Origin of the sequence: Alsobacter metallidurans, assembly GCF_014636935.1 — a bacterium.
GTDB classification, from domain to species: domain Bacteria; phylum Pseudomonadota; class Alphaproteobacteria; order Rhizobiales; family Beijerinckiaceae; genus Alsobacter; species Alsobacter metallidurans.
Map to the genome: position 1 here is coordinate 2,154,404 of NZ_BMES01000001.1, position 25,497 is coordinate 2,179,900.

Consider the following 25,497-nt stretch of genomic DNA (forward strand, 5'->3'; position numbering starts at 1 on the left):
CGCCCATGCCCATCAACATCCTGATGCCGGCCCTCTCTCCCACGATGGAGAAGGGCAATCTCGCCAAGTGGCTCAAGAAGGAAGGCGACACGATCAAGTCCGGCGACGTGATCGCCGAGATCGAGACCGACAAGGCCACCATGGAGGTGGAAGCGGTCGACGAGGGCGTGCTCGCCAAGATCGTGGTGCCGGAAGGCACGGCCGACGTGCCCGTCAATGAACTCATCGCGCTGATCGCCGCCGAGGGCGAGGACCCGAAAGCCGTCGCGGCCGGGGGCGGAGCGTCCGCGCCGGGCGCCAAGTCCCCCCAGAACGCGGCCGACATGGTGACGGCGGCGGCTCCCGCTGCATCCGCCGAGGCCGCGGCCGCCCCGCAGGCTGCTTCGGCCGCCGCCGCGACCGAGGCTCGCGCTTCCGAGACGTTCAATGCAGGCGCGCCTGCGGCCGGCGCTCCCGCCGCGCCCGCGCCGCAGCCGGCTGACGGCAAGCGCGTCTTCGCGTCGCCGCTCGCCAAGCGTATCGCCAAGGAAGGCGGCCTCGATCTCGGCCGCATCCAGGGTAGCGGCCCGCATGGCCGCATCGTCGAGCGTGACGTGCGCGCCGCAATGGAGGGCGGAACCGCCAAGGCGGCTGCTCCGACGCAAGCCGCCGCCGCCCCGGCTCAGGCCGCGGCTGCGCCCGCCGCAAAGGCTCCGGCTCCGGCCGGATCGTCCGACGAGGCGATCAAGAAGCTGTTCCAGCCCGGCAGCTTCGAGGAAATCCCGCATGACGGCATGCGCCGCACCATTGCGCGCCGCCTGACCGAAGCGCGGCAGACGGTGCCGCAGTTCTATCTGACGATGGACTGCGAGATCGACGCGCTGCTGAAGCTGCGTGAGCAGGTGAACTCCTCCGCGCCCAAGGGCAAGGATGGCGCGCCGGCCTGGAAGGTGTCGGTCAACGACATGGTCATCAAGGCGCTCGCCATGGCGCTGGTGCGCGTGCCGGACGCCAACGTCACCTGGACCGAAGGCGCGATGCTGAGGCACAAGAACGCCGACGTCGGCGTGGCGGTGGCTTTGCCCGGCAACGGCCTGATCACGCCCATCATCCGCAAGGCGGACGAGAAGACGCTCTCGGCCATCGCCAAGGCCATGAAGGACTTCGCGGCCCGCGCCAAGGACCGCAAGCTGAAGCCCGAGGAGTACCAGGGCGGCACCACGGCGGTGTCCAACCTCGGCATGTTCGGCATCAAGGACTTCACCGCGGTGATCAACCCGCCGCACTCCACCATCCTGGCGGTGGGCGCGGGCGAGCAGCGCCCGGTCGTCCGCAAGGGCGAACTGGCGGTCGCGACCGTGATGAGCATCACGCTCTCTTGCGATCACCGCGCCGTGGACGGCGCGCTCGGCGCGCAGCTCATCGCGGCGCTGAAGGATCTGATCGAAAACCCTATGGCGATGCTGGTGTAAGGCGACGTTGACTTGGGCAGATCGCGTCACGCTGCGTCGCGATCCTTTTCATTTCGAACCGGTGGGCGAGACCCCCACCCCTAGCCCCTCCCCACACGGGGGAGGGGAACCCATCGGAGCTCTCTGACATGGCCGACACCTACGACGTGATCATCATCGGCGGCGGGCCGGGCGGCTATGTCGCGGCCATCCGGGCGGCGCAGCTCGGGTTCAAGACCGCCGTTGTGGAGCGCGAGCATCTGGGCGGCATCTGCCTGAACTGGGGGTGCATTCCCACCAAGGCGCTGCTGCGGTCGGCCGAGATCTACCACTACATGCAGCACCCGGGCGCCTATGGCCTCACCATCGAGGGCAAGCCCGGGTTCGACCTCGCCGGCGTGGTGAAGCGATCGCGCGGGATTTCGGCGCAGTTGAACCAGGGCGTCGGCTTCCTGCTGAAAAAGAACAAGGTCGACGTGATCTGGGGTGAGGCCAAGGTCGGCAAGGGCGAGGTCGTGGTCGGCCCGTCCACCAAGCCGGTCGTGCAGCCGCAGAACCCCGTGCCCAAGGGCACGCTGGGCCACGGGACCTACAAGGCCAAGCACATCATTGTGGCGACCGGCGCTCGCCCGCGCGCGCTGCCCGGCATCGAGCCGGACGGCAAGCTGATCTGGACCTATTTCGAGGCCATGAACCCGGCGAGCTTTCCCAAGTCGCTGATCGTGATGGGCTCCGGCGCGATCGGGATCGAGTTCGCCTCTTTTTACCGCACCATGGGGGCCGAGGTGACGGTCGTCGAGGTGCTTCCTCAGGTGCTGCCCGTCGAGGACGCCGAGATCGCCGCGCTCGCCCGCAAGCGTTTCGAGAAGCAGGGCATCAAGATCCTCACTGGCGCCAAGGTTGCCAAGGTCGAGAAAGGCGCCGACAACGTCACGGCCACCATTCAGGATGAGAAGGGCGGCTCGCAGACCATCACGGCCGACCGCCTCATCTCGGCAGTCGGCGTGGTGTGCAACACCGAAGGGCTCGGCCTGGAGGCGCTCGGCGTCAAGCTGGACCGCGGCAGCATCGTGACGGACGGCATGGGCCGCACCAACGTGCCGGGAGTCTACGCTATCGGCGACGTGGCCGGCCCTCCGATGCTGGCCCACAAGGCGGAGCACGAGGGCGTGATCTGCGTCGAGACCATCAAGGGCATGCACACGCATGCCATGGACAAACTCCAGATCCCGGGCTGCACCTATTGCAACCCGCAGATTGCCAGCGTCGGCCTGACGGAGGCCAAGGCCAAGGAGCAGGGCCTCGAAATCAAGGTCGGCCGCTTCCCCTTCGTGGGTAACGGCAAGGCCATCGCGCTGGGCGAACCGGACGGACTAGTGAAGACCATTTTCGACGCCAAAACCGGCAAGCTGCTCGGCGCTCACATGGTCGGCGCGGAAGTCACGGAGCTGATCCAGGGCTTTGTGGTCGCAATGGGCCTGGAGACCACCGAGGAAGACCTGATGCACACGGTCTTCCCGCACCCCACATTGTCGGAGACGATGCACGAGAGCGTGCTCGACGCCTATGGGCGCGTCATCCACGTCTAGTCAATCGGGGCAACGGCCATGGACTCCACCACCTACTCGGCGCTCGGCAACCCCAATATGGGGTTCTTCACCATGCTGCTGGTCGGCGTGCTCGCTGGCTGGATCGCCGAGCGAATCACCGAGTCAAACCATGGGCTGTTCACAAACCTTCTGGTCGGCATTGCCGGCAGCTTCGTCGGCGGCAAGCTCGCCGAACTCATGAACGTGCCGGTGTTCGGCTTCTTCCGTACGCTGGTTGCGGCCGTGATCGGCGCAGTGCTGGTTTTGTGGATCTGGCGCAAAGTGCGGGGCCAGCCGACAGGGTAGGGAGGGCTGCATGCGACGATGGCGCCATTCCGCTGCGCCTTGCCGCGCCAGGCGAAAGTGACTACCTCCCGACCATACGCGGGCTAAACCCGCGAGGAGCAAGCAGTATGGCCGTTCTCCTTGACCTGTTGAACAAGGACACGCGTCCCCGCCATCCCGAAAAGGCTCACCGCCCGGATCAGCCGGTGCAGCGCAAGCCCGACTGGATCCGCGTGAAGGCGCCGGGCTCGCCCAAATGGGCCGAGACCAACCGCATCGTGCGCGAGCACAAGCTCGTCACCGTGTGCGAGGAGGCTGGCTGCCCGAACGTGGGCGAGTGCTGGGAGAAGAAGCACGCCACCTTTATGATCATGGGCGACACGTGCACGCGCGCCTGCGCGTTCTGCAACGTGAAGACCGGCATGCCGGGCGCGCTGGACGCCGACGAACCGGCCAAGATCGCCGACGCGGTCGCCAAGCTCGGCCTGCAGCATGTCGTGATCACGTCGGTGGACCGCGACGACCTCGCGGACGGCGGCGCCGAGCATTTCGCGCAGGTGATCCGCGCCATTCGGGCGCGCAGCCCCGACACCACCATCGAGGTGCTCACGCCTGACTTCCTGCGCAAGGACGGCGCGCTCGAGATCGTGGTCGCGGCGCGGCCAGACGTGTTCAACCACAATCTCGAAACGGTGCCGTCGAAATACCTGAAGGTCCGCCCTGGCGCGCGCTACTTCCACTCCATCCGGCTGCTGCAGCGCGTGAAGGAGATCGACCCCACCATCTTCACCAAGTCCGGCATCATGGTCGGCCTTGGCGAGGAGCGGAACGAGATCCTGCAACTCATGGACGACCTGCGCTCGGCTGATGTGGATTTTCTCACCATCGGCCAGTACCTGCAGCCGACCAAGAAGCACCATCCGGTGATCCGCTTCGTCACCCCGGACGAGTTCAAGGGTTTCGAGACGATCGCGCAGACGAAAGGCTTCCTGCTGGTGTCGTCGTCGCCGCTCACCCGCTCGTCCCACCATGCGGGCGAGGACTTCGCCCGGCTGAAGGCGGCGCGGGTCGCCCGCCAGGGCGCCTGAGGCGCGATGCCGTCTTTTCGCACCACGCGGCGGGTGAAACACAGCCCCGCCGAGATGTTCGATCTCGTGGCCGACGTCGAGAAATACCCGCTGTTCCTGCCGCTGTGCGAGGGCCTCAAGGTCCGTCGCAAGGCACAGAGCGGCGAGGGCGTCGAGGTGCTCGTGGCCGACATGACGGTCGGCTACAAGGCCATCCACGAAACCTTCACGAGCCGTGTCACGCTGGACCGGCCGCGGCTGAAGATCCTCGTCGAATATGTCGACGGGCCATTCCGGCAGCTGGAAAACCGCTGGTCCTTCCAGCCAGACGCCGAGGGCTGCGTGGTGGAATTCTTTATCACCTACGAGTTTCGCAGCCGCACCCTGGGATTGTTGATGGGCGCAATGTTCGAACGCGCTTTCCGCAAGTTCGCCGAGGCGTTCGAGGAACGCGCCAATCTGGTCTATGTCGTCGGCCGTCGGCTGGGATCGGCGGCTGAGCGCCCCGCCTAGGCGCTCGCGCGCTCAAGCAAATCCAGCGCATCGCGGACAGCCGCTTCACGGATCCCGGCGCGGCCCAGGTCACCGTACCGACGCTCCAGATGCAGCGTTCCGCCACCCCGACGCACGGCCGCGAAATGAACGAGGCCGACCGGCTTCAGGTCCGAGCCGCCCCCCGGCCCCGCCACGCCCGTGATCGCAACCGTCACGTCGGCGCGGGAATGCGCCAGCCCGCCCTCCGCCATCGCGCGCGCCACCGGCTCGCTGACGGCGCCATGGGCGGCGATAAGGCTTGCCGGCACGCCCACCAGCTCGCTCTTCGCCTCGTTGGAGTAGGTCACGAAGCCCCGCTCGACCACATCGGACGACCCGGGCACGGCGGTCAGCGCTCCGGCCACGAGGCCGCCCGTGCAGGACTCCACGGTCGCGGCTCGCAAGCCGCGGGTGCGCAGATGCGCCAGCACAGCGGCGGCGCGGTTCTCGATGTCATGCGGGATCATGCGTCCGGCTCCGCGGGGAGGCGCATGGTCGCGACCGCATGGGCGGCGATGCCCTCACGGCGACCGGTGAACCCCAATTCTTCCGACGTTGTCGCCTTCACGCCGACCCGGCCCAAGGGCACCGAGCAGATCTCCGCGATACGCGCGCGCATGGCCTCGCGATGCGGGCCAATCTTGGGAGCCTCGCAGATGAGCGTGACGTCGAGATGGTCGATCCGACCGCCGCGGCTTTTCGCTCGCTCCACAGCGTAGCGCAGGAAGAGGTCCGACGACGCGCCCTTCCAGCGCATATCGGTTGGCGAGAAATGCGAGCCGATGTCGCCGTCCCCCAGCGCGCCGAAGATCGCGTCCGTGATGGCGTGCAGCGCCACGTCGCCGTCCGAATGAGCCGCCAGGCCGCGTCCATGCGGGATCGCGACGCCGCCAAGCATCACATGGTCGCCGGGGCCAAAAGCATGGACGTCGTAGCCGAAGCCAACGCGCGTCTCGAGCGCGAGCGAAAGCCGCGCTTCGGCGGCGCTGAAATCCTCGGGTCGGGTCAACTTCACGTTCTCCAGGTCGCCGTCCACGATCTCGACAGGCAGTCCGGCCGCCTCAAGAACCGCGGCGTCATCGGTCAGGTCTGCTCGGCCAGACGCGAAGGCCTTCTCGTGCGCGGCGAGCAAGCTGTCGAACGCGAAACCCTGCGGCGTCTGGATGGCGCGCAGCTCCGTGCGGGGCGGCGTGTCGCGAACGAGCCCATTCGGACCCACCCGCTTGACCGTGTCCGCCAGCGGCGCTCCCGGAATGGCCGCGCCTGTCCGGAGCGTCGCGTCCATCACGCGGGTGATGAGCTCCGGCGACGCGAAGGGCCGGGCGGCGTCATGGACGAGAACATGGCTCGGCCGCATGCGCGCCGTGGCGAGAGATTGGAGGCCTCGCAGAACGGATCCTTGCCGAGTGGAGCCGCCAGGCACGGGCGGCAGCAACGGCGAACGTTCTGCGTCCGGTCCCAACGCGGCTCCGTACGCGGCGTGGTCGCCTTCCCCGATGACGCAGAGAATGGGCGCTCCCTTGCAGCCGGCCGCAAGCGCCTGAACGCTGCGCGCCAGCACAGTACGACCAGCAAGCATGCGAAACTGCTTCGGACCGGCCCCGCCCGCGCGTTCGCCTTTTCCAGCCGCCACGATGATAACGGCCCAGCGTATTTCCTCTGACATGCCCTCCGTTTGACGCGATTTCAGGTTGCGGTCAAACCCATGTTGTGGCGGGCGCGCATCGTGTCGCAGCCACCGACGGCTCCCTTGTTGCAACGCAAAAAATGTCTAGAATGCAGGCACGATGGACGAGTGCACAAAAAGCAAGCAGGCCGAGCAGGCGCCCTTGCGTATTGGACGGTTGCAGCTCGACGGATGCGTTGCGCTGGCGCCGATGTCGGGTGTCACCGACGCCGGTATGCGGCGCATAGCTCGCCGCTTCGGCGCGTCGCTGGTTGTCTCCGAAATGGTCGCGTCGGACGAGTTCGTGCGGGGTTCGGTTGAAGCCAGGCTGCGCGCGGAGGGGACCGGCATCGATCCTCACGTGGTTCAGATTGCCGGGCGCGAGGCCTACTGGATGGGCGAGGCCGCCCGCGTCGCCGAAGCGTCGGGAGCTTCGGTCGTCGACATCAACATGGGCTGCCCGGCCAAGAAGGTCACGGGCGGCCTGTCCGGCTCCGCGTTGATGCGGGATCTCGACCACGCGTTGACGTTGATCGAGGCGACGGTCGCGGCGGTCCGAATTCCGGTGACGCTGAAGATGCGCCTCGGGTGGGATGACGACACGCGCAACGCGCCGGAACTGGCGCGGCGCGCAGAAGCCGCGGGCGTCCAGCTCATCACCGTCCATGGCCGGACGCGCTGCCAGTTCTACACCGGCCAGGCCGACTGGGACGCGATCCGCGACGCCAAGGAGGCCGTGTCCCTCCCGGTGATCGCCAATGGCGATTGCAGCACGCTGGCCGACGCGCAAACCATGCTTGCCCGGTCCGGAGCCGACGGCGTCATGATCGGACGCGCCGCGGTCGGCCGGCCCTGGCTTCCAGGCATGATCGCCAGGGGCCTCGCGGGCGGCCCTGCCCACGCGCCAAGCCTAGAGGCCCGACGCGAAGCCGCGCTGGAGCACTACGACAGCCTCCTGACCGCCTACGGAGTACGTGTCGGCGTTCGCCACGCCCGCAAGCACCTCGTTGGCTACGTCGAGGATCTCGCCCGGGAGGGCAGGATCATCCCGGCAACGCTGCGTCAGAGCCTCGTCACAAACGACTCTCCCCCAAACGTCGCGGCCGCCCTCTCGGCCGCTTTCGACTGTCCTCTGCTGGAAGAAGCCGCATGAACATCGCTTCGTTTTCCCGCAACCGTCGCCGGGAGGCGGGCGCAGCCGGTCGCGGCGACGCCATTCTCAATGTTCTACCGCTGCCCGTTTTGTTGATCGACAGCGACAACCAGGTCGCGGAGGCGAACTCGGCCGCCGAGAGCTTCTTCGAGATGAGCCGTCCGACATTGCAGCGCTACGGGTTGGCCGACCTGCTGCCGTTCGGGTCGCCAGTCGTGAACCTTGTGGACGAGGCGCGCCGCCGGGGCGGCAGCATGAACGAATATCGCGTCGACATCGGTACGCCCCGCATCGGCAGCGAGCGCATCGTCGACGTTTTCGTCGCGCCGGCCGGGGACAGCGAGTCCCAGGTGGTGCTTATGCTGCAAGAACGGACAATTGCCGAAAAAATAGACAGGCAGCTCACCCATCGCGGCGCCGTTCGGTCGATCTCGGCGCTAGGGTCCATGCTGGCCCACGAAATCAAGAACCCGCTGTCAGGCATTCGCGGAGCCGCGCAGCTGCTCGAAATGTCTGCCACGGATGAAGACCGCAAGCTCACCAGCCTCATCTGCGACGAAACCGACCGGATCGTGAAGCTCGTCGACCGCTTCGAGGATTTCGCGGATGGGCGGCCGGTCGAGCGGGAGCCCGTCAACATCCATGCGGTGCTCGAACATGTGAAGCGGCTTGCGGCCTCGGGTTTCGCGCGCAACGTGCGCTTCATCGAGACCTATGATCCGTCGCTGCCGCCCGTAATGGGCAATCGGGACCAGTTGATCCAGGTGTTCCTCAACCTCGTTAAAAACGCCGCCGAGGCGATCGGCCCGGATGCGGTGGACGGCGAGATCGAGCTCACCACGGCGTTCCGCCCCGGCGTCCGGATCACGGTTCCGGGCTCGCGCGAGCGCGTCAGTCTGCCGCTCGAATTTTGCGTCCGCGACAACGGCCCGGGAGTGCCGGACGACCTGGTGCGCCACCTGTTCGATCCGTTCGTGACCACCAAGCAGAGCGGGAGTGGCCTCGGTCTTGCTTTGGTTGCGAAGATCGTTGGGGATCATGGAGGGGTCATCGAATGCGACTCCTTGCCCCGCAGGACGACTTTCCGGGTGCTGATGCCCATGCATGTGGCGCGCGACGGTCGGGCCTGAGCAACAACAAAGGTGATCGATGCCGAGTGGCACTATCCTCGTCGCTGACGACGATGCCGCAATCCGGACTGTGTTGAATCAAGCGCTTGCGCGGGCGGGTTACGAAGTTCGTTCAACCGGCACGGCCTCGAGCCTGTGGCGCTGGGTGGCGGCCGGAGAGGGGGACCTCGTCGTCACCGACGTGGTGATGCCGGACGAGAACGCCTTTGACGTGCTGCCGCGCATCAAGAAGCTCCGCCCCGATCTCCCGATCATCGTCATGAGCGCCCAGAACACTTTCATGACGGCCATCAAGGCCTCGGAGCGCGGCGCTTACGAATACCTCCCCAAGCCCTTTGATCTGAAGGAGCTGATGGCGATCGTGGCGCGCGCGCTGTCGCGGCCGAAAGGGGCGCCAGCCGCCGAGGAGCCGGAGCAGCCCGAGGACATCCCGCTCGTGGGCCGCTCGCCCGCCATGCAGGAGATCTACCGGGCTCTCGCCCGCCTGATGCAGACCGACCTCACCGTAATGATCACGGGCGAGTCCGGCACCGGCAAGGAACTCGTCGCCCGGGCGCTGCATGATTACGGCAAGCGCCGCAAAGGCCCCTTCGTGGCCGTCAACATGGCGGCGATCCCGCGCGACCTCATCGAGAGTGAGCTCTTCGGCCACGAGAAGGGGGCGTTCACGGGCGCGATGCAGCGCGCGTCCGGCCGGTTTGAGCAGGCCGAGGGCGGCACGCTATTCTTGGACGAAATCGGCGACATGCCGATGGAAGCGCAGACGCGGCTTTTGCGCGTGCTGCAGCAGGGCGAGTACACCACTGTCGGCGGCCGCACGCCCATCAAGACCAATGTCCGCATCGTCGCGGCCACCAACAAGGATTTGCGGATCTCGATCCAGCAGGGCCTGTTTCGCGAGGACCTGTTCTTCCGCCTCAACGTCGTGCCGCTGCGCCTGCCGCCGTTGCGCGAGCGCTCGGAGGACATTGCCGACCTCGTGCGCCACTTCTTCACGATGGTCGAACGCGAGGGCCTGCCGCGCAAGCAGATCGACGCTGGCGCGCTCGACCGGATGAAGCGTTATCGCTGGCCCGGCAACGTGCGCGAGCTGGAGAACCTGGTCCGTCGTCTGGCGGCGCTCTACCCGCAGGAAACCATCACCGAGCCCCTGATCGAGGCCGAGCTGGCCGAGCCCAGCATGGCGGGTTCGCCGATCCTTCGGCCGGAGTCGATGCCCGACGATGACACCCTGATGGCGTCCGTGGAGCGCCATCTCGGCAAATACTTCTCGCAGTTCAAGGGCGACCTGCCGCCGCCAGGCCTCTACCACCGCGTGCTGCGCGATCTCGAGGAGCCGCTGATTGGGGCTGCACTGTCTGCGACCCGAGGCAACCAGATCAAGGCCGCCGAGCTGCTGGGCCTCAACCGCAACACGCTGCGCAAGAAGATTCGGGATCTCGACATCCAGGTGATCCGCACCACCCGTTGAGGCGGGTCAGGCGGGCTCGGCCTTCGCAGGCCAGCCCGCGACCGTCGGATGGTCCAGCGTCGTGCTGTAGCGCGGCTCGGCGCCCCCCGGGCTGCCGAAACCCGTGACATCCGGGCCGAAGAACGCGCGGTTCACGTCGAGCCACGGCTCCAGGGCCGCCGGCAGCCGGTCGTCCGGGTAGATCGCCGCCACCGGGCAGATCGTCTCGCACAACCCGCAGTCGATGCATTCGTCCGGGTGGATGTAAAGCGTCCGGCCGCCCTCATAGATGCAATCGACCGGGCAGGCCGTGACGCAGCCCTTGTCTTTCACGTCGATGCACGGCTCGGTGATCACGAAGGTCATGGCCTAGCGGCCCTTCCACACCGGCTTGCGTTTCTCCACGAAGGCGCGGACGCCCTCCTGCGAGTCCTCGCTCGCCAGCGCTTCGACCAACGCCGGCAGACGCTGCGCCTGCGCTTCCGCAGCCGTGAGGTGAGCGGTGCGACGCACCACCTGCTTGATGGCGCGCACCGAGAGCGGCGCACAGGCCAGGATGTCTGCAAGCCAGCGATCCACGGCGGCGTCCAATTCGGCGCGCGGAACGACCTCGTTGACGAGGCCCATGCGAAACGCCTCGTCGGCCTTGATGCGCTTGCCGGTGAGCATGAGCCCCATGGCCTGCCGGAACGGCACCTGGCGCTGCAGAAGCGTCATGCCGCCGTCGAGCGGCATGCGGCCGACCCGCGCCTCCGGCAGCCCGAAGCTCGCTTCCTCGGCCGCAATGACGATGTCGCAGCCCAGCACCATCTCGAAGCCGCCGCCGACCGCGTGGCCGTTGACGCGCGCGATCACCGGCACGTCCAGCGTTTCGCGTAGCGCGATGCCGCCGAAGCCGCCCGGGCGCGGCATGGCCCAGTATTCGAGCCCGCTCGCGCCGCTGCCGCCCTTCATGTCAGCGCCGGTGGAGAAGGCTCGGTCGCCGGAGCCGGTGAGCACCACGGCGCGAACGTCCCGATCCGTCTCGATGGCGGCCCAGATGTCCTGCAACTCAAGCTCGGCATGAACGTCGATCGCGTTGAGCACCTCAGGGCGATCGATCGTGACGCGTGCGACGTGGTCGGCGACCTCGAAGCGGATCGGCATCAAGCCACCTTCCCGACGGGCGCCATGCCGATCTCGGCCAGCACCTCGGCGGTGTGCTGCCCAAGTTCCGCCGGCGGAATGCGGACCTCCACCACGGCATCGGACAGATGCACGGGCGAGCCCACGACGCGAACTTTCTCGATGCTGTTGTGAGTCTCCAGGATCATGCCGTTGATGCGCGTCTGGTCGTCGGCCAGCGCCTCTCCGAGCGTCCGGACAGGCGCGCAGAGCAGGTCCTGCGCCTCCAGGCGGCCCAGCCAATAGGCGGTGGTGTTCGTAGCGAAGCGCTCTCGGAAGATGGCGTGCAGGGCGGCCTTGTTGGCCACCTGCGCGGCATGGTCCTTGAAGCGCGGGTCCTCATGGAGAGTCGGCAGCTCCAGCGCGGTCCCGATGTCGCGGACGGGATCGGCCTTGAAGGCGCCCACCATTACGAGCGCGCCGTCGGTGGTCTCGAACACCCCCGTGAGCGGCATCGCGCCCCAGTTCACCTCGCGCCCGCGCATCATGAACGCGGCGGCCTCCTGCGTCTGGGCGGCCAGCATCGAGTCGAGAAGCGAAACGCTGACCAGCTGTCCGCGGCCGGTTTTTTCGCGCTGGAGGAGCGCCAGCAGCACGCCCTGCACCATGTGCATGCCGGCCGAATAGTCCGCAAAGGTCGTGGAATAGATCGACAACGGCAGATGCGCGTCCGAGCGGCGCGCCATCACGCCCGACATCGCCTGCGCGAGCACGTCCTGGCCGCCCTTGTGCGCATAGGGGCCGACGATGCCGTAACCGGTGCCGACCGCGTAGATCAGGCGCGGATTGCGCGCCTTCAGGGCGTCGTAGCCAAAGCCCATCCGGTCCATGACGCCGGCGCGGAAGTTGTTCACCACCACGTCGGCCTCGTCGAGGAGACGCAGCACGGCCTCCTTGTCCTCAGGCTTGCGCGTATCGAGGACGATCGACCGTTTGTTGCGGTTGAGCGAGCAGTAGACCGGGCCGGTGAGCCCGGCCGGATCGTTCGGGAACGAGGTCCGGGACAGGTCGCCTGTCGGTGGACGCTCGATCTTGATGACGTCGGCGCCGAAGTCGGCCAGGACCTGGGTCGCCACGGGACCCATCATCACCTGGGTGAAGTCGACGATCCGGACGCCCGCGAGGGGCAGTTCTGCCGGGGAGGTCACGCGGCGTTCTCCATCAGTGTTGCGTTGGCGGACGGAATGTCGCCGGGGTCGCCGCCCTGAGCGCGCACCCGGGCGCAGATCGCGCGGGGGTCCACCCGCTTCAGCGGCATGTTCCCGGCGATCGCGAGCGCGGCTGCGACGCCGGCGGATTGGCCCATGGACATGCAGGGCGGGATCTCGCGCGACATCTTCTGAGCCGACTCGGTCGCCGAGTAATGGCGGCCGGCGACCAGAAGCCCGTCCACCTCCTTCGGCAACATGGCCCGGTAGGGGGTGTAGTAGTCGCGGCCCCGCGCGACCGTGTCGGCGAAGTGCACGCGGTCGCGGACATCGTCCTTGGTGACCACGTATTCGCCTTCCAGCAGCCGCGTGGTGCGGATGCCGAGTTGCGGCGCGACGTCCACCACGAAAGCCTTCTCGAAACCCGGCATGTTGGCGCGCACATAGTCCACCAGCGCGTAGATGCGCTTGCGGCCCTCGAAGTCGGCTCGGGTCAGGTCCTCGACCGTGAGCGCGTCATAGCCGGTCATGTGCGGGCAGTTGCACCACACGATGCCGGGGAGCGGCGTCTTCAGCCACCAGAAGTCCCAGCTGCCGCCCATGACGCGCTTGGCCTCGCGATCGATACGCGCATAGGTTTCCGGATCCTGCTCGCGGAATCGCTCGTTCTCGTCGGCGTCGACGCCACCCAGGCGGAACACCGTCGTGACGATGTACTTGCCCTCGTTGAACTTCGCGCCGGCCGCCGAGGCGACGTCGAGGTCGCCCGTGGTGTCGATCACGACGTCGCCCAGGATGGCCTCGCGGCCAGCCTTGGTTTCGCAGATCACGCCCTTGATACGGCCGTCCTGCACGATCGCCCTGGAGAACCAGGAATGGAGGCGCAGGTTGACGCCCGCCTCGGCGATCATCTCGTTGGAGATGCGCTTCCACCCGTCCGGATCGAACGCCGCCGCCATCACGATCGGGGCCGGCTTCGATTGGGCGCGAAAGTCGAATGCGCCCCAGCGAGCCCACTTGCGGTACACGTCCCAGCCCTGCCGACGATCCTCGGGCGGCGGGAACACGGCGGCGCCGACCTTGGCCATGCGCTCGATCATCTCCATGCAGACGCCCTGCACGGTGACCTCGTCGCCATTGTGCATGTCGTCCAGCACCAGCACCATGCCGCCGGAGGCGAGGCCGCCGAGATACGGGTAGCGCTCCACAAGCGTGACGCTGCAGCCTTCGCGGCGGGCCGCCAGCGCGGCCGCGAAGCCGGCGGGGCCGCCGCCCACCACCACCACGTCCGAGCGTGCGGCGACGCGGGCTGAGCCGGGCTTTTCTTCGATCCGGTCGATCATCGTCATCGGGACCTCCTTGGGGGTTCCGTCATTGGATCAGCGCTTTGCGCGCGTTGGTTGATCAGGTCTACAAACTCAGTGGCCGGTCGGCGCCTGCCAGCGCACCACGAGCCGTTCGGCCAGCGTGATGGTGAGAAAGAACAGCATCGAGAAGCACGAGCCGACGATCACGGTGGCGTAAAGCAGCGCCGAGTCGAATGCGTAGGTGGCCTGGATGATCAGCGCTCCGATGCCGGTTGTGGAGCCGATCCACTCGCCCACGATCGCGCCGATCACCGATGTCGAGGCCGAGATCTTCAGCGCCGAGAACAAGTAGGGCAGCGAGTTGTAGAGGCGCAGCTTCAGGAACACCTCGGTCTTGGAGGCCGATAGCACCCGCATCAGCTCCATGGCCTGCGGGTTCACGGATTCCAGCCCACGGACCATGTTCACCAGCGTCGGGAAAAAGCAGATCAGCGCCGCGATGGCGATTTTCGGCTCCATGCCGTTACCGAGCAGCAGCACGAGGATCGGCGCCTTGGCGACCACCGGGATGGTGTTGATGATCACCACCAGAGGGAAGAACGCCTCCTCGAGCACCTTCTTGTGCACGAAGGTCGTGGCGATCACGATCGCGGTGACGTTGCCCAGCAGGAACCCGCAGATCGCCTCGATGGCGGTCGGTAGCAGGTTTTCCATCAGGAGGCCGAACTTGGCCGTCAGCGTCGCGAACACGGCGACGGGCGAAGGCGCCACGAAGGGCGGGACCTTGAAAATCCAAACGGCCGCGCCCCAGAGGGCGAGCGCGCCCAGGATGCCGGCCGCAGGCAGCAATCGACGCCGCCACGTCTCGCGCGACTTGCGGCGGGCGAATTCGGCCTCGGCTGCGGAAACATCGGGCAGGAGGTCGGCGGTTTCGGCGATGGTGCTCATACGCCCCTCCCGAGCAGTTCGCGCAGCTCCGCCGCGATGCTCACGAACGGCGCCGTCTCGCGGATCTTGAGGGTTCGGTCGCGTGGGAGGTCAACGTCGACCAGCTCGGTCACGCGGCCCGGGTTGGCCGCCAACACGAGCACCTGTTCGCCCAGAAACAGCGCTTCGTACACCGAGTGGGTGACGAACATGATCGTGGTGCCGGTTTCCTGCCAAATGCGCCGCAGTTCCTCGTTGAGCCGGTCGCGCGTGATCTCGTCCAGCGCGCCAAAGGGCTCGTCCATCAGCAGGATGCGAGGACCGCCCAGCAAAGCCCGAGCTATCGAGACGCGCTGGCGCATTCCGCCAGAAAGCTCGTGGGGAAAGCTGCCTTCCCAGCCCTCCAGCCCCACGAGTTTCATCAGCTCGCGAGGCGTCGGCGCGCCGCTCGGCAGCTTCTTCGCCCCGCCGACTTCCAGCGGCAGTTCGACGTTCTGGAGCGCCGTCCGCCAGGGCAGCAGGGCGGCGTCCTGGAATACGAAGCCGAGCGAGCGCTTGAGGCGCGCGTCCTGCGGCGTCATGCCGAGCACGTTGACCTGGCCGTGCGTGGGCGACACCAGGTCGGCCACAACGCGTAACAGGGTGGACTTGCCGCAGCCCGAAGGCCCGAGCAACGAGAGAAAGCCGCCTTTCTCGACCGAGAAGGACACGTTCTCCAGCGCCGTGACGGTGCGCCGGTCCGTGACGAACCGCACCGTGACGTTGCGACAGCTGACGGCGGGCTCGCCTGCGGCCGTCACGGCCGCCGGGGGGAACCCGGCGACGGGGAGGGCGCTCGTCGCCGTGGAGGGGGCGGTCATGCCCGCGTCAGCCGATTTTCGGCCGGCCGTCGGCCGTGGCCTTGAGGATGTCCATGGTCATCACTTCCTCCAGCTTGGGGGTGCGCTTGGAGAATTGGCCGAGCTCGGCATAGAGCCCGATCTGGTCGGCCCAAACGGCCGGGTCCATCGTGCCCCAGCCTTCCGCACCGGTCTTGGCCGAGAAGGCGTATTGCAGCATCACGTCCAGCGCCTCGCGCTCGTCGGCGGCGACGAGGTTGGGGAACTCCTTAACGAGCAGCTTCACGGCCTCGTCACGGTTGGCGTGCGCATAGGCCCAGCCCTTGCCGCTGGCGCGCAGGAATTTCTGCAGCACGTCGGCCTTGGTCTTGATGGTGGTCGTCGTGGCGTAATAGGGCAGGGCGTAGAGGTGAACGCCCGCATCCCACAGCCGAAGATCCACGCGGTCCGGGCCGAGCACCTTCAGCGCGGTGGTGTTGGTGAGCCAGCCGGTCACCACGTCAACCTGCCCGGTGAGCAGCGGCGCCATGTCGGCCCCGATGGTCACGATGGTGACGTCCTTCTCGGGGATCTTGTTCTTGGCCAGCAAGGCCCGCAGCAGGATCACGCCCGTGGCCTGGATGCCGACCTTCTTGCCGACCAGGTCCTTGGGCTCACGCACCGGGTTCTTCTTCAGCGAGAAGAACGTGTAGGGGTGCTGCTGGGCGCCAACCGCGAAGCACTGGATCGGGATGTCCTGCGAGGCCGCGAGCATCAGGGATGGGGAGGACGACACCTGGCCGACCTCGAAGCGCCCCGCCGCCACGACGGCGACGCCGTCGATGTTGGGGCCGCCCGACTGGAACTTCAGGTCGACGCCTTCCTGGTCGTAGAAGCCCATCTGCTTGGCGCAGACCTCGCCGATCTGGTTGCCGCCCAGGATCCAGCCGAGCTGGAGATTGACCACGGGTTTGCCCTGCGCGTTCGCGCCGACGCTGAGCAAAGGCCCGGCTGCGGCGGCGGCTGCTCCGGCCTTGAGAAACTGACGGCGATCCAACGGTCCCATGACGCACCCTCCTGCGCTGAAGACGAAACGGCCGGGGAGCGCTGGCTCGACCGAGGCCATCATGATTGCTGTTGTTGAGGGCAGTGAAGCACGCGTTCGCCGTCCCAGAAAGAAGAGATATTCGGATTGTGCGTTGCTGAAATTCGAACGCGCTTCCGTATCGGGCGCCTTGGGCGCGAATTGCCCGTTCTTCGGGCGTCGCGCGCACGGAACCGAGCTTTCGCGCTATCGTTGTCGCTCGGCTCCAGCGTAGCGAGCCCCGAAAAGAGGAGCTTCGCCCTGGTAGCCCGCATTCAGGACTATGCGCTGATCGGCGATTGTGAGACGGCCGCGCTGGTTTCGCGCGCCGGCTCGATTGATTGGCTGTGCCTGCCGCGCTTCGATTCGGACGCCTGCTTCGCGGCAATCCTCGGCTCATCCCGGAATGGGCGCTGGCGAATCTCCTGCGCAGACCCAAAGGCGAAGCGAAGCCGGCGATACTGGGATGGTGCGCTCATTCTCGAAACCCGCATCGAGACCGCCGGGGGCGTCGCCCGCGTGATCGATTTCATGCCGCCGCGCGACGGCCGGGCCGACGTGGTGCGCATCGTGATCGGCGACTCGGGCGAGGTCGCCTTTCGCACCGAGATCGTCGTGCGGTTCGACTACGGTCTCACGGTGCCGTGGGTGAACCGGATGGAGGACGGGACCATCCAGGCGATCGCAGGCCCGCACCGGGTCACGCTCCAGTCGGACGTCCCGCTGCACGGCGAGGACATGCGGACGGTTGGCGATTTTGCCGTCAAGGAAGGCGAGACCGTCTCGTTCGTCCTTACCCAACAGGCGTCCACGGCGACGCCCTTGAAGCCGCTCGACCCGCAAGCGGCGCTGAAGCGGACCGAGGCCTTCTGGCGCAGTTTTTCCAAGCGCGCTCCCGAGGTTGGACGCTGGACGGAGCCGGTTCGCCGCTCCCTGATCGTCCTCAAGGCGCTCACCTACGAGCCCACGGGCGGCATCGTGGCCGCCCCGACGACGTCGCTGCCGGAGAAGATTGGCGGCGTCCGCAACTGGGACTACCGCTACTGCTGGGTGCGCGACGCCTGCTTCACGCTGCAGGCCTTCATGGACGCCGGCTATTACGACGAGGCGTCCGCCTGGCGCGATTGGCTGATGCGCTCGATCGCGGGCTCGCCCGCCCAGATGCAGATCATGTACGGGATCGCGGGCGAGCGTCGCCTTCCCGAGTGGGAAGCCAGCTGGTTGCCCGGCCACCGTGGTTCCGCTCCGGTGCGCATCGGCAACGCCGCCGTGGACCAACGGCAGTTGGACGTCTTCGGCGAACTCGCCGACGCCCTGTCGGTCGCGCAGAAGGGCGGTCTACCGCCCCATCCGCGCGCGATGGAGCTGCGGCCCGTGATCATGAAATTCCTGGAGACCGCATGGCGCGAGCCGGACGAGGGCATCTGGGAGGTGAGGGGCGGGCGCCGCCATTTCACCCATTCCAAGGTCATGGCCTGGGTCGCTTTTGACCGCGCCGCATCCAGCGCCGAGCGGAACGGCGAAAAGCAGCTGGCCAAGAAGTGGCGCGCGATTGCGGACGAGATCCACACGGAAGTGTGCGCCAAGGCTTTCGACGAAGAGTTGAACGCCTTCGTGCAGTCCTACGGATCCAAGGCGCTGGACGCGAGCGTCCTGCTGATCCCGCACGTGGGCTTCCTTCCGCCCGACGATCCGCGTGTCGTCGGCACGGTGGCGGCGATCGAGCGCAAGCTTATGCGGGGAGGGCTCGTGATGCGCTACGATCTCGACGCGACCACGGATGGGTTGCCATCGGATGAAGGCGCGTTTCTCGCCTGCAGCTTCTGGCTGGCCGACTGCCTTTTGATGCAGGGGCGCAGAGCTGACGCCGAAGAGCTGTTCGAGCGCCTCGTCGGGCTGTGCAATGACGTCGGGCTTCTCGCCGAGGAATACGATGTCGACGCCGGCGAAATGGTTGGCAATTTTCCGCAGGCTTTCAGCCATGTAGGCTTGATCAACACGGCATTGAACCTGTCGCGAACTAAAGGTCCTGCCATGGAGCGAGCGGCTGACGGACATGGCGTAGGCTCAGCGCCGCCCCGCAAGATCTAACCGAACGGGAACTGTCGCGTGGCGGCGTGGTGGTTAACAATCCACCGCTAAGCGGTCAGTGCTCTTCCATCACGCCTCGTTTTCGTCTTCATTGAGCAACACTGTTGCCCCGCCGCATCAGGGCTTGGCCCTGAGTCGCCTATGGGACGTGGAGAAGACGCAGGCACGATGGCAGGAACGTCCGTTGCACTCCCGAGCCTGCCTGACGCGCCCGGAACTCCACCACGCGAGGCGTCCCGCTCGTCGCGCGTGATCGGCACGGTGGTCGTCATCCTGGCGCTGCTCTCGGCGGTGGCGACCTTCGTGGTGTTGGCCGGCCTCGTGCCGCTGTCGCCGACGCACGATGTCGTGCTGCGCCTGTTCATGGTCAACGCGCTGCTCGTGATGGTGCTGCTGGGCTTTGTGGTGCGCGAAGCCTATCGGCTCATCAAGGCCAGGCGGGCCGGCGTGGCGGCGTCGGGGCTCCACGCCAAGATCGTCGCGCTCTTCGCCCTCGTGGCGGCCTTGCCGGCCATTCTCGTCGCGGTCGTGGGCTGGATCACGTTGGAACGTGGGCTGGACATCCAGTTCAGCCGCTACATCCGCAGCCTTCTCTCAACCTCCGTTGATGTCGCCAACGCCTATCGCGAGCTGCAATGCCGCACGATCGGCCGCGAGATCAACCTGATGGCGGCCGATCTCGCCCGCGCTAAGCCTTTGCTGGATCAGAACCGGCCCGCCTACCGCGACTTCATGCAGTCGCGCTCAGTGTTCCTCGGATTTCCGGTCGCGATGCTGCTCAAGGACGACCTTTCGGTCGTGGAGCGGATCGAGATCAAGCCGATCGAAGGCCTGCCGCTGCCCAGCAAGGACGACATGGCGGCCGCGCAGGATTCCGAGGCGTGGTGTCTGATCCCCAACTCCGGCAACGTGTTCCGGGCGGTGCTGAAGGTGCCCGCCATGGATCAGACCTTCCTGTTCGTCGCCAGGGCTGTGGACCCGAAGGCGCTCGAATTCCCGCAGCAGGCCGAGCAGGCCGCCGCCTATTACGAGGCGCTGTCGCAGCGCAAGATCGACGTGCAGGTCGCCTTCGCGAGCATGTATGTGCTGATCTCGTTGATCCTGCTGTTCTCGGCGGTTTGGACCGGGCTCGCCTTCGCAAACAGCTTCGTCTCGCCGATCAGGCGGCTAATCCATGCCACCGACCAGGTCGCGTCCGGCAACTTCTATGTTCAGGTGCCCGCCCGAAAGAGCGAGGGCGATCTCGCGCATCTGGCCGAGACCTTCAACAAGATGACCTCCGAGCTGCGCCAGCAGCATGACCGGCTGACCCAGGCCCGCGATCTAATTGACCGAAGGCGGCGATTCACCGAGGCGGTGCTGTCTGGCGTCTCCGCGGGCGTGATCAGCATCGACGCCGTCGGCCGCATCACTGTGCTGAACCCCTCCGCGGAGCGGTTGCTGCATGGCTCGCGCGACAAGTGGCTGGGCAAGCCCGTGCAGGACATGATCCCGGCATTGGCGCCGATCGTCGACGAGGCGCTGAGCGAGCGCCTTCGCCTCGTGCAGGGCCAGGTCGTCGTTTCCGCCAACGGCCAGGACAGGACGCTGACCGTCCGGGTGTCGAGCGAGCAGTCGCCGGACGGCGATAAAGGCTGGATCATCACCCTGGACGACATCACCGACCTCGTGAGCGCACAGCGCACCGCAGCCTGGGCCGACGTCGCCCGGCGCATCGCGCATGAAATCAAAAACCCGCTCACGCCCATTCAGCTCTCGGCCGAACGCATCAAGCGCAAATACGGCAAGGTCATCACCGTCGACCGCGAGATCTTCGACCAGTGCACTGACACGATCGTGCGCCAGGTCGACGACATCAAGCGCATGGTGGACGAGTTCTCGTCCTTCGCGAGGATGCCCAAGCCCCTCGCCGAGAACGAGGACTTGGGGGGCATCGTCCGCCAGGTGCTCTTCCTGATGCGAGTCGGCAGCCCCGACATCACGTTCGAAGAGGACATCCCCCCGACGCCGCTGGTCGCTCGCTTTGATCGCCGGCTGATCTCGCAAGCCGTCACCAACATCGTCAAGAACGCCACCGAGGCGATCGCGGCTTCGCCCGAAGAGGTGCGCGGTCCCGGCCTCGTAAAGGTGGTCGTCAAGGCCGAAGACGACAACGTGGTGATCACGGTCGCCGAAAACGGGAAGGGTTTCCCTCGCGAGCATCGCCAACGGCTGCTCGAGCCCTACATGACGACCCGTGACGGCGGAACGGGGCTCGGACTCGCGATCGTGGCCAAGATTCTTGAGGACCATGGCGGCGGGATCGAGCTCCTCGACAATCCTGATGTGCCGCAGGGCGGCCTCGTTCGCATGTGGTTCCCCCGCGAAGGTGTGTCGAAAGACACAGCGCAACTGGCCGAATCCCGGAGGGATCTCGCCGCAGCACGAGAAAAGGCGCGGTGATGATCCCATCCACGACCGTTCATAAAAGGGAGACCGCGCGATGAGCGCAGACATCCTGATCGTTGACGACGAGACCGACATCCGCGAACTCGTCGCCGGCATTCTCGACGACGAAGGCCACCGCACTCGGACGGCGGCCAACTCCGACGAGGCGCTCGCCGCCATCGAGGCCCGCCGCCCGCACCTCGTGTTTCTGGACATCTGGATCCAGGGCAGCCGGCTGGACGGATTGCAGCTCCTCGACATCATCAAGGAGCAGCATCCCGACCTGCCGATCGTGATGATCTCGGGTCATGGCAACATCGAGACGGCTGTTTCGGCCATCAAGCGGGGCGCCTACGACTTCATCGAGAAGCCGTTCAAGGCCGATCGCCTCGTGCTGGTGGCCGAACGTTCGCTGGAAGCGTCGCGTCTCAAGCGCGAGGTCAAGGAGCTGCGGGTCAAGTCGCAGCAGGGCACCAAGATCATCGGCCATTCCCAGGCTTCCAACCAGCTTCGCCAGACCATCGAGCGGGTCGCCACCACCAACGCCCGCGTGATGATCTCGGGCGCGCCAGGCTCCGGAAAGGAGCTTGCGGCGCGCACCATCCACCAGTTGTCGTCCCGGTCCTCGGGGCCGTTCGTGGCCATCAACGCCGCCACGATCACGCCCGAGAACATGGAGACCGAGCTCTTCGGCGTCGAAGGCGCGGACGGCAAAGGCCGTAAGGTCGGCGCGCTCGAGGAGGCGCATGGCGGGACGCTGTACCTCGACGAAGTCGCCGACATGCCGCGCGAGACGCAAGGCAAGATCCTGCGCGTACTCGTCGACCAGAACTTCCAGCGTGTCGGCGGGGCCATGCGGGTCCATGTCGACGTCCGCGTGATTTCGTCAACGGCGCGGGACCTCGCGGGCGAAATCATGGCCGGCCGCTTCCGCGAGGATCTGCTGCATCGGCTCAGCGTGGTGCCGATCCGGGTGCCCAGCCTGGCGGAGCGGCGCGACGACATACCCGAGCTGATCGCGTTCTTTATGGACCAGATCTCGGCGTCCACCGGCCTGCCCAAGCGCACCATCGCGGATGACGCTCTCGCGGTGCTGCAGTCGCATGACTGGCCGGGCAACATTCGCCAACTTCGCAACAACATCGAGCGCCTCCTGATCCTGGCTGAAGGCGACCCGAGCTCCGAGGTCACTGCGGATCTGCTTCCCTCCGAAGTGGGTTCGCTCGTGCCATCCACGCCCAACGGGGCTGGCGGCGAGAAGCTGATGTCTTTGGCGCTACGCGAGGCGCGGGAGATCTTCGAGCGCGAGTACCTGGTCGCGCAGATCAATCGATTCGGCGGCAATATCTCCCGCACGGCCGAGTTCATCGGCATGGAGCGCTCGGCGCTGCATCGCAAGCTGAAGTCGCTCGGCATTGGCTAAGACGGTCGATTAAATCACCTGACGGTGAGCGCAAGAACCAAGAACGGCGCGACGCGCCCAAAACAAGGGACCCGACTGATGAGCCGCATCGCCTACGTGAATGGCCGCTACGTGCCCCACCGCGACGCGGCTGTTCATGTCGAAGATCGCGGCTACCAGTTCGCCGACGGCGTCTACGAAGTATGCGAGGTCTTCGGCGGGCGGCTGGTGGACGAAACCCGTCATCTCGACCGGCTCGACCGCTCCCTGCGGGAGTTGCGCATCGCAGCTCCCATGGGCCGCAAGGCCCTGCTGACGATCATGCGCGAGACTGTCGCGCGCAACCGCGTCCGCCATGGCCTTGTCTACCTGCAGGTCTCGCGCGGCGTGGCCCGGCGCGACCACAAGTTCCCGGACCCCTCGACGCCGCCGGCGCTGGTGGTGACCGCGAAGTCGATCGATCCTGCCGCAGGCGAGCGGACGGCCGCGGCCGGCGTGGCCGTGATCACGGTTCCGGAGACCCGTTGGGCCCGGCCCGACATCAAGTCCGTGTCGCTGCTCCCGAACGTTCTCGCCAAGCAGCAGGCGAAAGAGGCCGGGGCGGGCGAAGCCTGGTTCGTAGACCAGGACGGAACCGTGCTGGAAGGGGCGTCCACCAATGCCTGGATCGTCACCCACGACGGGCGCATCGTCACAAGACAGGCCGACAACCGCATTCTGCGCGGGGTGACGCGGACCGGCGTTGTCGACCTGCTTGGCCGGCGGAACCTGACGCTCGAGGAGCGCCCGTTTACCGTCGAGGAGGCCCGGCAAGCCGCGGAAGCTTTCATCACCTCGGCGTCCAGTCTGGTGATTCCAGTGGTGAAAATCGACGGCGCGGCGGTCGGCGACGGCAAGCCGGGGCCCACGGCCCTTGCATTACGGGGATCTCTGCACCAGGTGACTGAAATGTCACATGTGGTGACGGCGCCTTATGCCTGAGGGTGGTTGTGGGGCGTAATCGTGGTAGCGTACCTTGACGGCCTGTTTGGCGATTTCTGTCGCGTAGGCCGTCAGGCATGTTGGTTTGCATAATTTTGAGACGTTAACGCACCAGCCGAAAAGCGGACCCGTCCTCGCGAGCTGGTGAGCAACAAGAGGGGCTAATGCGATGGCTGCGGAGCGGAATCAAAACCTCCAGGACACTTTCCTCAACCACGTCCGCAAGAACAAGGTGCCGCTGACGATCTTCCTGGTGAACGGAGTGAAGCTGCAGGGCGTTGTGACGTGGTTCGATAACTTCTGCGTGCTGCTCCGCCGCGATGGGCACAGTCAGCTCGTCTACAAGCATGCAATCTCGACCATCATGCCCGGCCACCCCGTTTCACTGTTCGAGCAGGACGAGGGCGCCCCGACCCCGATGAAGGACTGAATTGAAGCATTCTTCTGGCCCTACCGAACCGCTGAACAAGGGCCCTGTCGAGCCGGAGAAGGAGATCGCCTCCGGCACGCGCACCCTCGTTGTGGGACCCTACTTCTCCGCGCGACGCCAGGCTTATGACGCCGCGAACGACAAGGGCGCGGCCGTCAACCTGCGGATCCCGCAGGCGCGCCTCGAGGAAGCCTCCGGGCTCGCTGCGGCGATCGATCTCGATGTTGTCCAGGCAATCCTCGTCACCATCGCGTCGCCGCGTCCGGCCACCTACCTGGGCAAGGGAAAAGTCGAGGAACTCGCCGGCCTGATCAAGGCCGACGAGATCGACCTCGTGATGATGGATTGCGGCCTCAGCCCGGTGCAGCAACGCAATCTGGAAAAGGCCTGGGGCTGCAAGGTCATCGACCGCACCGGCCTCATTCTCGAGATCTTCGGTCGCCGCGCCCGCACCCGCGAGGGCGGCCTGCAGGTCGAACTCGCGCATCTCGAATATCAGAAGAGCCGCCTCGTGCGCTCCTGGACCCATCTCGAGCGCCAGCGCGGCGGTTTCGGCTTTCTCGGCGGCCCGGGCGAGACTCAGATCGAGGCGGACCGGCGCGTCATCCTGGAGCGCATGGGCCGCATCGAAAAAGAACTGGAAAGCGTCAAGCGCACGCGCTCGCTTCACCGCGAGAGCCGCCGCAAGGTGCCTTATCCGGTGGTCGCGCTGGTCGGCTACACGAACGCCGGCAAGTCGACGCTGTTCAATCGCCTGACCTCCGCCGACGTGATGGCCGAGAACATGCTGTTCGCGACGCTCGACCCCACCGCCCGTGTCGTGAAGCTGCCGCACGGAGCCCCCGTGATCCTTTCCGACACCGTCGGTTTCATCTCGGATCTGCCCACCATGCTGGTCGCGGCGTTCCGCGCGACGCTGGAAGACGTGATTGCGGCCGACGTGATCCTGCACGTGCGCGACGTTTCGCATGGCGACACCGATGCGCAGTCCGCCGACGTGATTGGGATCCTGCGCGAGCTCGGCGTCGACCCGGACGACCACCAGCGTCTCATCGAAGTCTGGAACAAGGCGGACCTGCTGCCCGAAGACGAGCGCACGCGCCTGCTCGGCGTGGTTGAGCACCGCCCTGCCGAAGGGCGCCCCGTTCTGGTTTCGGCCGTGACGGGCGAAGGCATGGACCGGCTCAAGGCCGCGGTGGAGAACCGGCTCGCTCATGAGCGGCCCGTGTTCCACGTCGCCGTGGAGTCGGCGGACGGCGCGGGCCTGCACTGGCTCTACGAGGAGGCAGAGGTCCTCGACCGACGCGAGGACGGTGAGGGCGGCGTCCTGATCGCGGCCCGGATCGCGCCCGAAAAAGAGCCGCGGCTTCTGCGCCGGTTCCCCGGCGCGCGGCGTACTCGGTAGGAGCGTCTC

General features: G+C 66.6%; 23 protein-coding genes. 14 read left to right on the forward strand and 9 right to left on the reverse strand.

The window, feature by feature from the left end; genetic code table 11:
* The first annotated feature begins 5 nt into the window (after window positions 1–5).
* From IEV99_RS09880 to IEV99_RS09900, 5 genes are all read left to right on the forward strand, one after another.
* Window positions 6–1,451, forward strand: coding sequence for a pyruvate dehydrogenase complex dihydrolipoamide acetyltransferase (locus tag IEV99_RS09880; RefSeq protein ID WP_188517468.1), 1,446 nt, complete (start codon window positions 6–8; stop codon window positions 1,449–1,451).
* A gap of 128 nt (window positions 1,452–1,579) precedes the next feature.
* Window positions 1,580–3,019, forward strand: a complete 1,440-nt coding sequence (gene lpdA / locus IEV99_RS09885) for a dihydrolipoyl dehydrogenase (protein WP_188517469.1) — start codon at window positions 1,580–1,582, stop codon at window positions 3,017–3,019.
* Between the two features lie 18 nt (window positions 3,020–3,037).
* Window positions 3,038–3,325, forward strand: a complete 288-nt coding sequence (locus tag IEV99_RS09890; protein WP_188517470.1) for a GlsB/YeaQ/YmgE family stress response membrane protein — start codon at window positions 3,038–3,040, stop codon at window positions 3,323–3,325.
* Between the two features lie 107 nt (window positions 3,326–3,432).
* Window positions 3,433–4,392: a lipoyl synthase gene (gene lipA, locus IEV99_RS09895; RefSeq protein WP_188517471.1), complete on the forward strand. Its 960-nt coding sequence runs from the start codon at window positions 3,433–3,435 to the stop codon at window positions 4,390–4,392.
* A gap of 6 nt (window positions 4,393–4,398) precedes the next feature.
* Window positions 4,399–4,884, forward strand: coding sequence for a type II toxin-antitoxin system RatA family toxin (locus tag IEV99_RS09900; RefSeq protein ID WP_188517472.1), 486 nt, complete (start codon window positions 4,399–4,401; stop codon window positions 4,882–4,884).
* On the opposite strand, the gene IEV99_RS09905 is transcribed toward IEV99_RS09900, so the two are convergent.
* Both IEV99_RS09905 and IEV99_RS09910 read right to left on the reverse strand, forming a co-directional pair.
* Complete coding sequence (locus tag IEV99_RS09905) at window positions 4,881–5,372, reverse strand: CinA family protein (protein WP_188517473.1); 492 nt, start codon at window positions 5,370–5,372, stop codon at window positions 4,881–4,883. The genes IEV99_RS09900 and IEV99_RS09905 overlap by 4 nt on opposite strands.
* Window positions 5,369–6,571: a bifunctional 2-C-methyl-D-erythritol 4-phosphate cytidylyltransferase/2-C-methyl-D-erythritol 2,4-cyclodiphosphate synthase gene (locus IEV99_RS09910; RefSeq protein ID WP_188517474.1), complete on the reverse strand. Its 1,203-nt coding sequence runs from the start codon at window positions 6,569–6,571 to the stop codon at window positions 5,369–5,371. The genes IEV99_RS09905 and IEV99_RS09910 overlap by 4 nt, the downstream gene beginning before the upstream one ends.
* 121 nt (window positions 6,572–6,692) lie before the next feature.
* Here IEV99_RS09910 and dusB point away from each other — a divergent pair, with 121 nt between their 5' ends.
* The 3 genes from dusB to ntrC are packed head-to-tail and all read left to right on the forward strand — an operon-like array spanning window position 6,693 to window position 10,325.
* The gene (gene dusB, locus IEV99_RS09915; protein ID WP_188517475.1) at window positions 6,693–7,724 is read left to right on the forward strand and encodes a tRNA dihydrouridine synthase DusB; all 1,032 of its coding nucleotides are present in this window, start codon (window positions 6,693–6,695) and stop codon (window positions 7,722–7,724) included.
* On the forward strand, window positions 7,721–8,854 hold the full coding sequence (locus IEV99_RS09920) for a two-component system sensor histidine kinase NtrB (protein WP_188517476.1): 1,134 nt from the start codon (window positions 7,721–7,723) through the stop codon (window positions 8,852–8,854). The genes dusB and IEV99_RS09920 overlap by 4 nt, the downstream gene beginning before the upstream one ends.
* A 19-nt stretch (window positions 8,855–8,873) precedes the next feature.
* Window positions 8,874–10,325, forward strand: a complete 1,452-nt coding sequence (ntrC, locus tag IEV99_RS09925; RefSeq protein WP_188517477.1) for a nitrogen regulation protein NR(I) — start codon at window positions 8,874–8,876, stop codon at window positions 10,323–10,325.
* Window positions 10,326–10,331: 6 nt separating this feature from the next.
* Here the strand turns inward: ntrC and fdxA are convergent, their stop codons facing one another.
* From fdxA to IEV99_RS09960, 7 genes are all read right to left on the reverse strand, one after another.
* On the reverse strand, window positions 10,332–10,670 hold the full coding sequence (gene fdxA / locus IEV99_RS09930) for a ferredoxin (protein ID WP_188517478.1): 339 nt from the start codon (window positions 10,668–10,670) through the stop codon (window positions 10,332–10,334).
* A 3-nt stretch (window positions 10,671–10,673) separates the two neighbouring features.
* Window positions 10,674–11,450 (reverse strand): enoyl-CoA hydratase-related protein, encoded by a 777-nt coding sequence (locus IEV99_RS09935; RefSeq protein WP_188517479.1) that lies wholly within the window; start codon window positions 11,448–11,450, stop codon window positions 10,674–10,676.
* Window positions 11,450–12,616 (reverse strand): CaiB/BaiF CoA transferase family protein, encoded by a 1,167-nt coding sequence (locus IEV99_RS09940; RefSeq protein ID WP_188517480.1) that lies wholly within the window; start codon window positions 12,614–12,616, stop codon window positions 11,450–11,452. The genes IEV99_RS09935 and IEV99_RS09940 overlap by 1 nt, the downstream gene beginning before the upstream one ends.
* Complete coding sequence (locus tag IEV99_RS09945) at window positions 12,613–13,959, reverse strand: FAD-dependent oxidoreductase (protein ID WP_188517738.1); 1,347 nt, start codon at window positions 13,957–13,959, stop codon at window positions 12,613–12,615. Before IEV99_RS09945 ends, IEV99_RS09940 begins: the two co-directional genes overlap by 4 nt.
* Before the next feature lie 75 nt (window positions 13,960–14,034).
* Window positions 14,035–14,871 carry an ABC transporter permease gene (locus IEV99_RS09950; protein WP_188517481.1) on the reverse strand — a complete coding sequence of 279 codons (837 nt, stop codon included), beginning with the start codon at window positions 14,869–14,871 and terminating at the stop codon, window positions 14,035–14,037.
* On the reverse strand, window positions 14,868–15,710 hold the full coding sequence (locus IEV99_RS09955) for an ABC transporter ATP-binding protein (protein ID WP_188517482.1): 843 nt from the start codon (window positions 15,708–15,710) through the stop codon (window positions 14,868–14,870). Before IEV99_RS09955 ends, IEV99_RS09950 begins: the two co-directional genes overlap by 4 nt.
* A 7-nt stretch (window positions 15,711–15,717) precedes the next feature.
* The gene (locus IEV99_RS09960; protein ID WP_188517483.1) at window positions 15,718–16,734 is read right to left on the reverse strand and encodes an ABC transporter substrate-binding protein; all 1,017 of its coding nucleotides are present in this window, start codon (window positions 16,732–16,734) and stop codon (window positions 15,718–15,720) included.
* A 279-nt stretch (window positions 16,735–17,013) separates the two neighbouring features.
* Between IEV99_RS09960 and IEV99_RS09965 the strand changes: the two genes are divergently transcribed.
* The 6 genes from IEV99_RS09965 to hflX all read left to right on the forward strand — a co-directional run bounded on the left by IEV99_RS09965 (window position 17,014) and on the right by hflX (window position 25,488).
* A complete protein-coding gene (locus IEV99_RS09965; RefSeq protein WP_188517739.1) occupies window positions 17,014–18,843 on the forward strand; it encodes a glycoside hydrolase family 15 protein in 1,830 nt (609 codons plus the stop codon).
* 168 nt (window positions 18,844–19,011) lie between these two features.
* Complete coding sequence (locus IEV99_RS09970) at window positions 19,012–21,285, forward strand: sensor histidine kinase NtrY-like (protein WP_188517484.1); 2,274 nt, start codon at window positions 19,012–19,014, stop codon at window positions 21,283–21,285.
* 40 nt (window positions 21,286–21,325) lie between these two features.
* Window positions 21,326–22,693: a nitrogen assimilation response regulator NtrX gene (ntrX, locus tag IEV99_RS09975; protein WP_188517485.1), complete on the forward strand. Its 1,368-nt coding sequence runs from the start codon at window positions 21,326–21,328 to the stop codon at window positions 22,691–22,693.
* Between the two features lie 78 nt (window positions 22,694–22,771).
* The gene (locus IEV99_RS09980) at window positions 22,772–23,653 is read left to right on the forward strand and encodes a D-amino-acid transaminase (RefSeq protein WP_188517486.1); all 882 of its coding nucleotides are present in this window, start codon (window positions 22,772–22,774) and stop codon (window positions 23,651–23,653) included.
* A gap of 169 nt (window positions 23,654–23,822) precedes the next feature.
* A complete protein-coding gene (gene hfq, locus IEV99_RS09985; protein ID WP_188517487.1) occupies window positions 23,823–24,083 on the forward strand; it encodes an RNA chaperone Hfq in 261 nt (86 codons plus the stop codon).
* Window position 24,084: 1 nt separating this feature from the next.
* Window positions 24,085–25,488 (forward strand): GTPase HflX, encoded by a 1,404-nt coding sequence (hflX, locus tag IEV99_RS09990; RefSeq protein WP_188517488.1) that lies wholly within the window; start codon window positions 24,085–24,087, stop codon window positions 25,486–25,488.
* Window positions 25,489–25,497 lie beyond the last annotated feature (9 nt).

Coding starts and splice junctions, on each gene's coding strand:
- IEV99_RS09880 (WP_188517468.1), top strand. CDS start 6: ATGCCCATCAACATCCTGATGCCGGCCCTCTCTCCCACGATGGAGAAG.
- lpdA (WP_188517469.1), top strand. CDS start 1,580: ATGGCCGACACCTACGACGTGATCATCATCGGCGGCGGGCCGGGCGGC.
- IEV99_RS09890 (WP_188517470.1), top strand. CDS start 3,038: ATGGACTCCACCACCTACTCGGCGCTCGGCAACCCCAATATGGGGTTC.
- lipA (WP_188517471.1), top strand. CDS start 3,433: ATGGCCGTTCTCCTTGACCTGTTGAACAAGGACACGCGTCCCCGCCAT.
- IEV99_RS09900 (WP_188517472.1), top strand. CDS start 4,399: ATGCCGTCTTTTCGCACCACGCGGCGGGTGAAACACAGCCCCGCCGAG.
- IEV99_RS09905 (WP_188517473.1), bottom strand. CDS start 5,372: ATGATCCCGCATGACATCGAGAACCGCGCCGCCGCTGTGCTGGCGCAT.
- IEV99_RS09910 (WP_188517474.1), bottom strand. CDS start 6,571: ATGTCAGAGGAAATACGCTGGGCCGTTATCATCGTGGCGGCTGGAAAA.
- dusB (WP_188517475.1), top strand. CDS start 6,693: ATGGACGAGTGCACAAAAAGCAAGCAGGCCGAGCAGGCGCCCTTGCGT.
- IEV99_RS09920 (WP_188517476.1), top strand. CDS start 7,721: ATGAACATCGCTTCGTTTTCCCGCAACCGTCGCCGGGAGGCGGGCGCA.
- ntrC (WP_188517477.1), top strand. CDS start 8,874: ATGCCGAGTGGCACTATCCTCGTCGCTGACGACGATGCCGCAATCCGG.
- fdxA (WP_188517478.1), bottom strand. CDS start 10,670: ATGACCTTCGTGATCACCGAGCCGTGCATCGACGTGAAAGACAAGGGC.
- IEV99_RS09935 (WP_188517479.1), bottom strand. CDS start 11,450: ATGCCGATCCGCTTCGAGGTCGCCGACCACGTCGCACGCGTCACGATC.
- IEV99_RS09945 (WP_188517738.1), bottom strand. CDS start 13,959: ATGATCGACCGGATCGAAGAAAAGCCCGGCTCAGCCCGCGTCGCCGCA.
- IEV99_RS09950 (WP_188517481.1), bottom strand. CDS start 14,871: ATGAGCACCATCGCCGAAACCGCCGACCTCCTGCCCGATGTTTCCGCA.
- IEV99_RS09955 (WP_188517482.1), bottom strand. CDS start 15,710: ATGACCGCCCCCTCCACGGCGACGAGCGCCCTCCCCGTCGCCGGGTTC.
- IEV99_RS09960 (WP_188517483.1), bottom strand. CDS start 16,734: ATGGGACCGTTGGATCGCCGTCAGTTTCTCAAGGCCGGAGCAGCCGCC.
- IEV99_RS09970 (WP_188517484.1), top strand. CDS start 19,012: ATGGCAGGAACGTCCGTTGCACTCCCGAGCCTGCCTGACGCGCCCGGA.
- ntrX (WP_188517485.1), top strand. CDS start 21,326: ATGAGCGCAGACATCCTGATCGTTGACGACGAGACCGACATCCGCGAA.
- IEV99_RS09980 (WP_188517486.1), top strand. CDS start 22,772: ATGAGCCGCATCGCCTACGTGAATGGCCGCTACGTGCCCCACCGCGAC.
- hfq (WP_188517487.1), top strand. CDS start 23,823: ATGGCTGCGGAGCGGAATCAAAACCTCCAGGACACTTTCCTCAACCAC.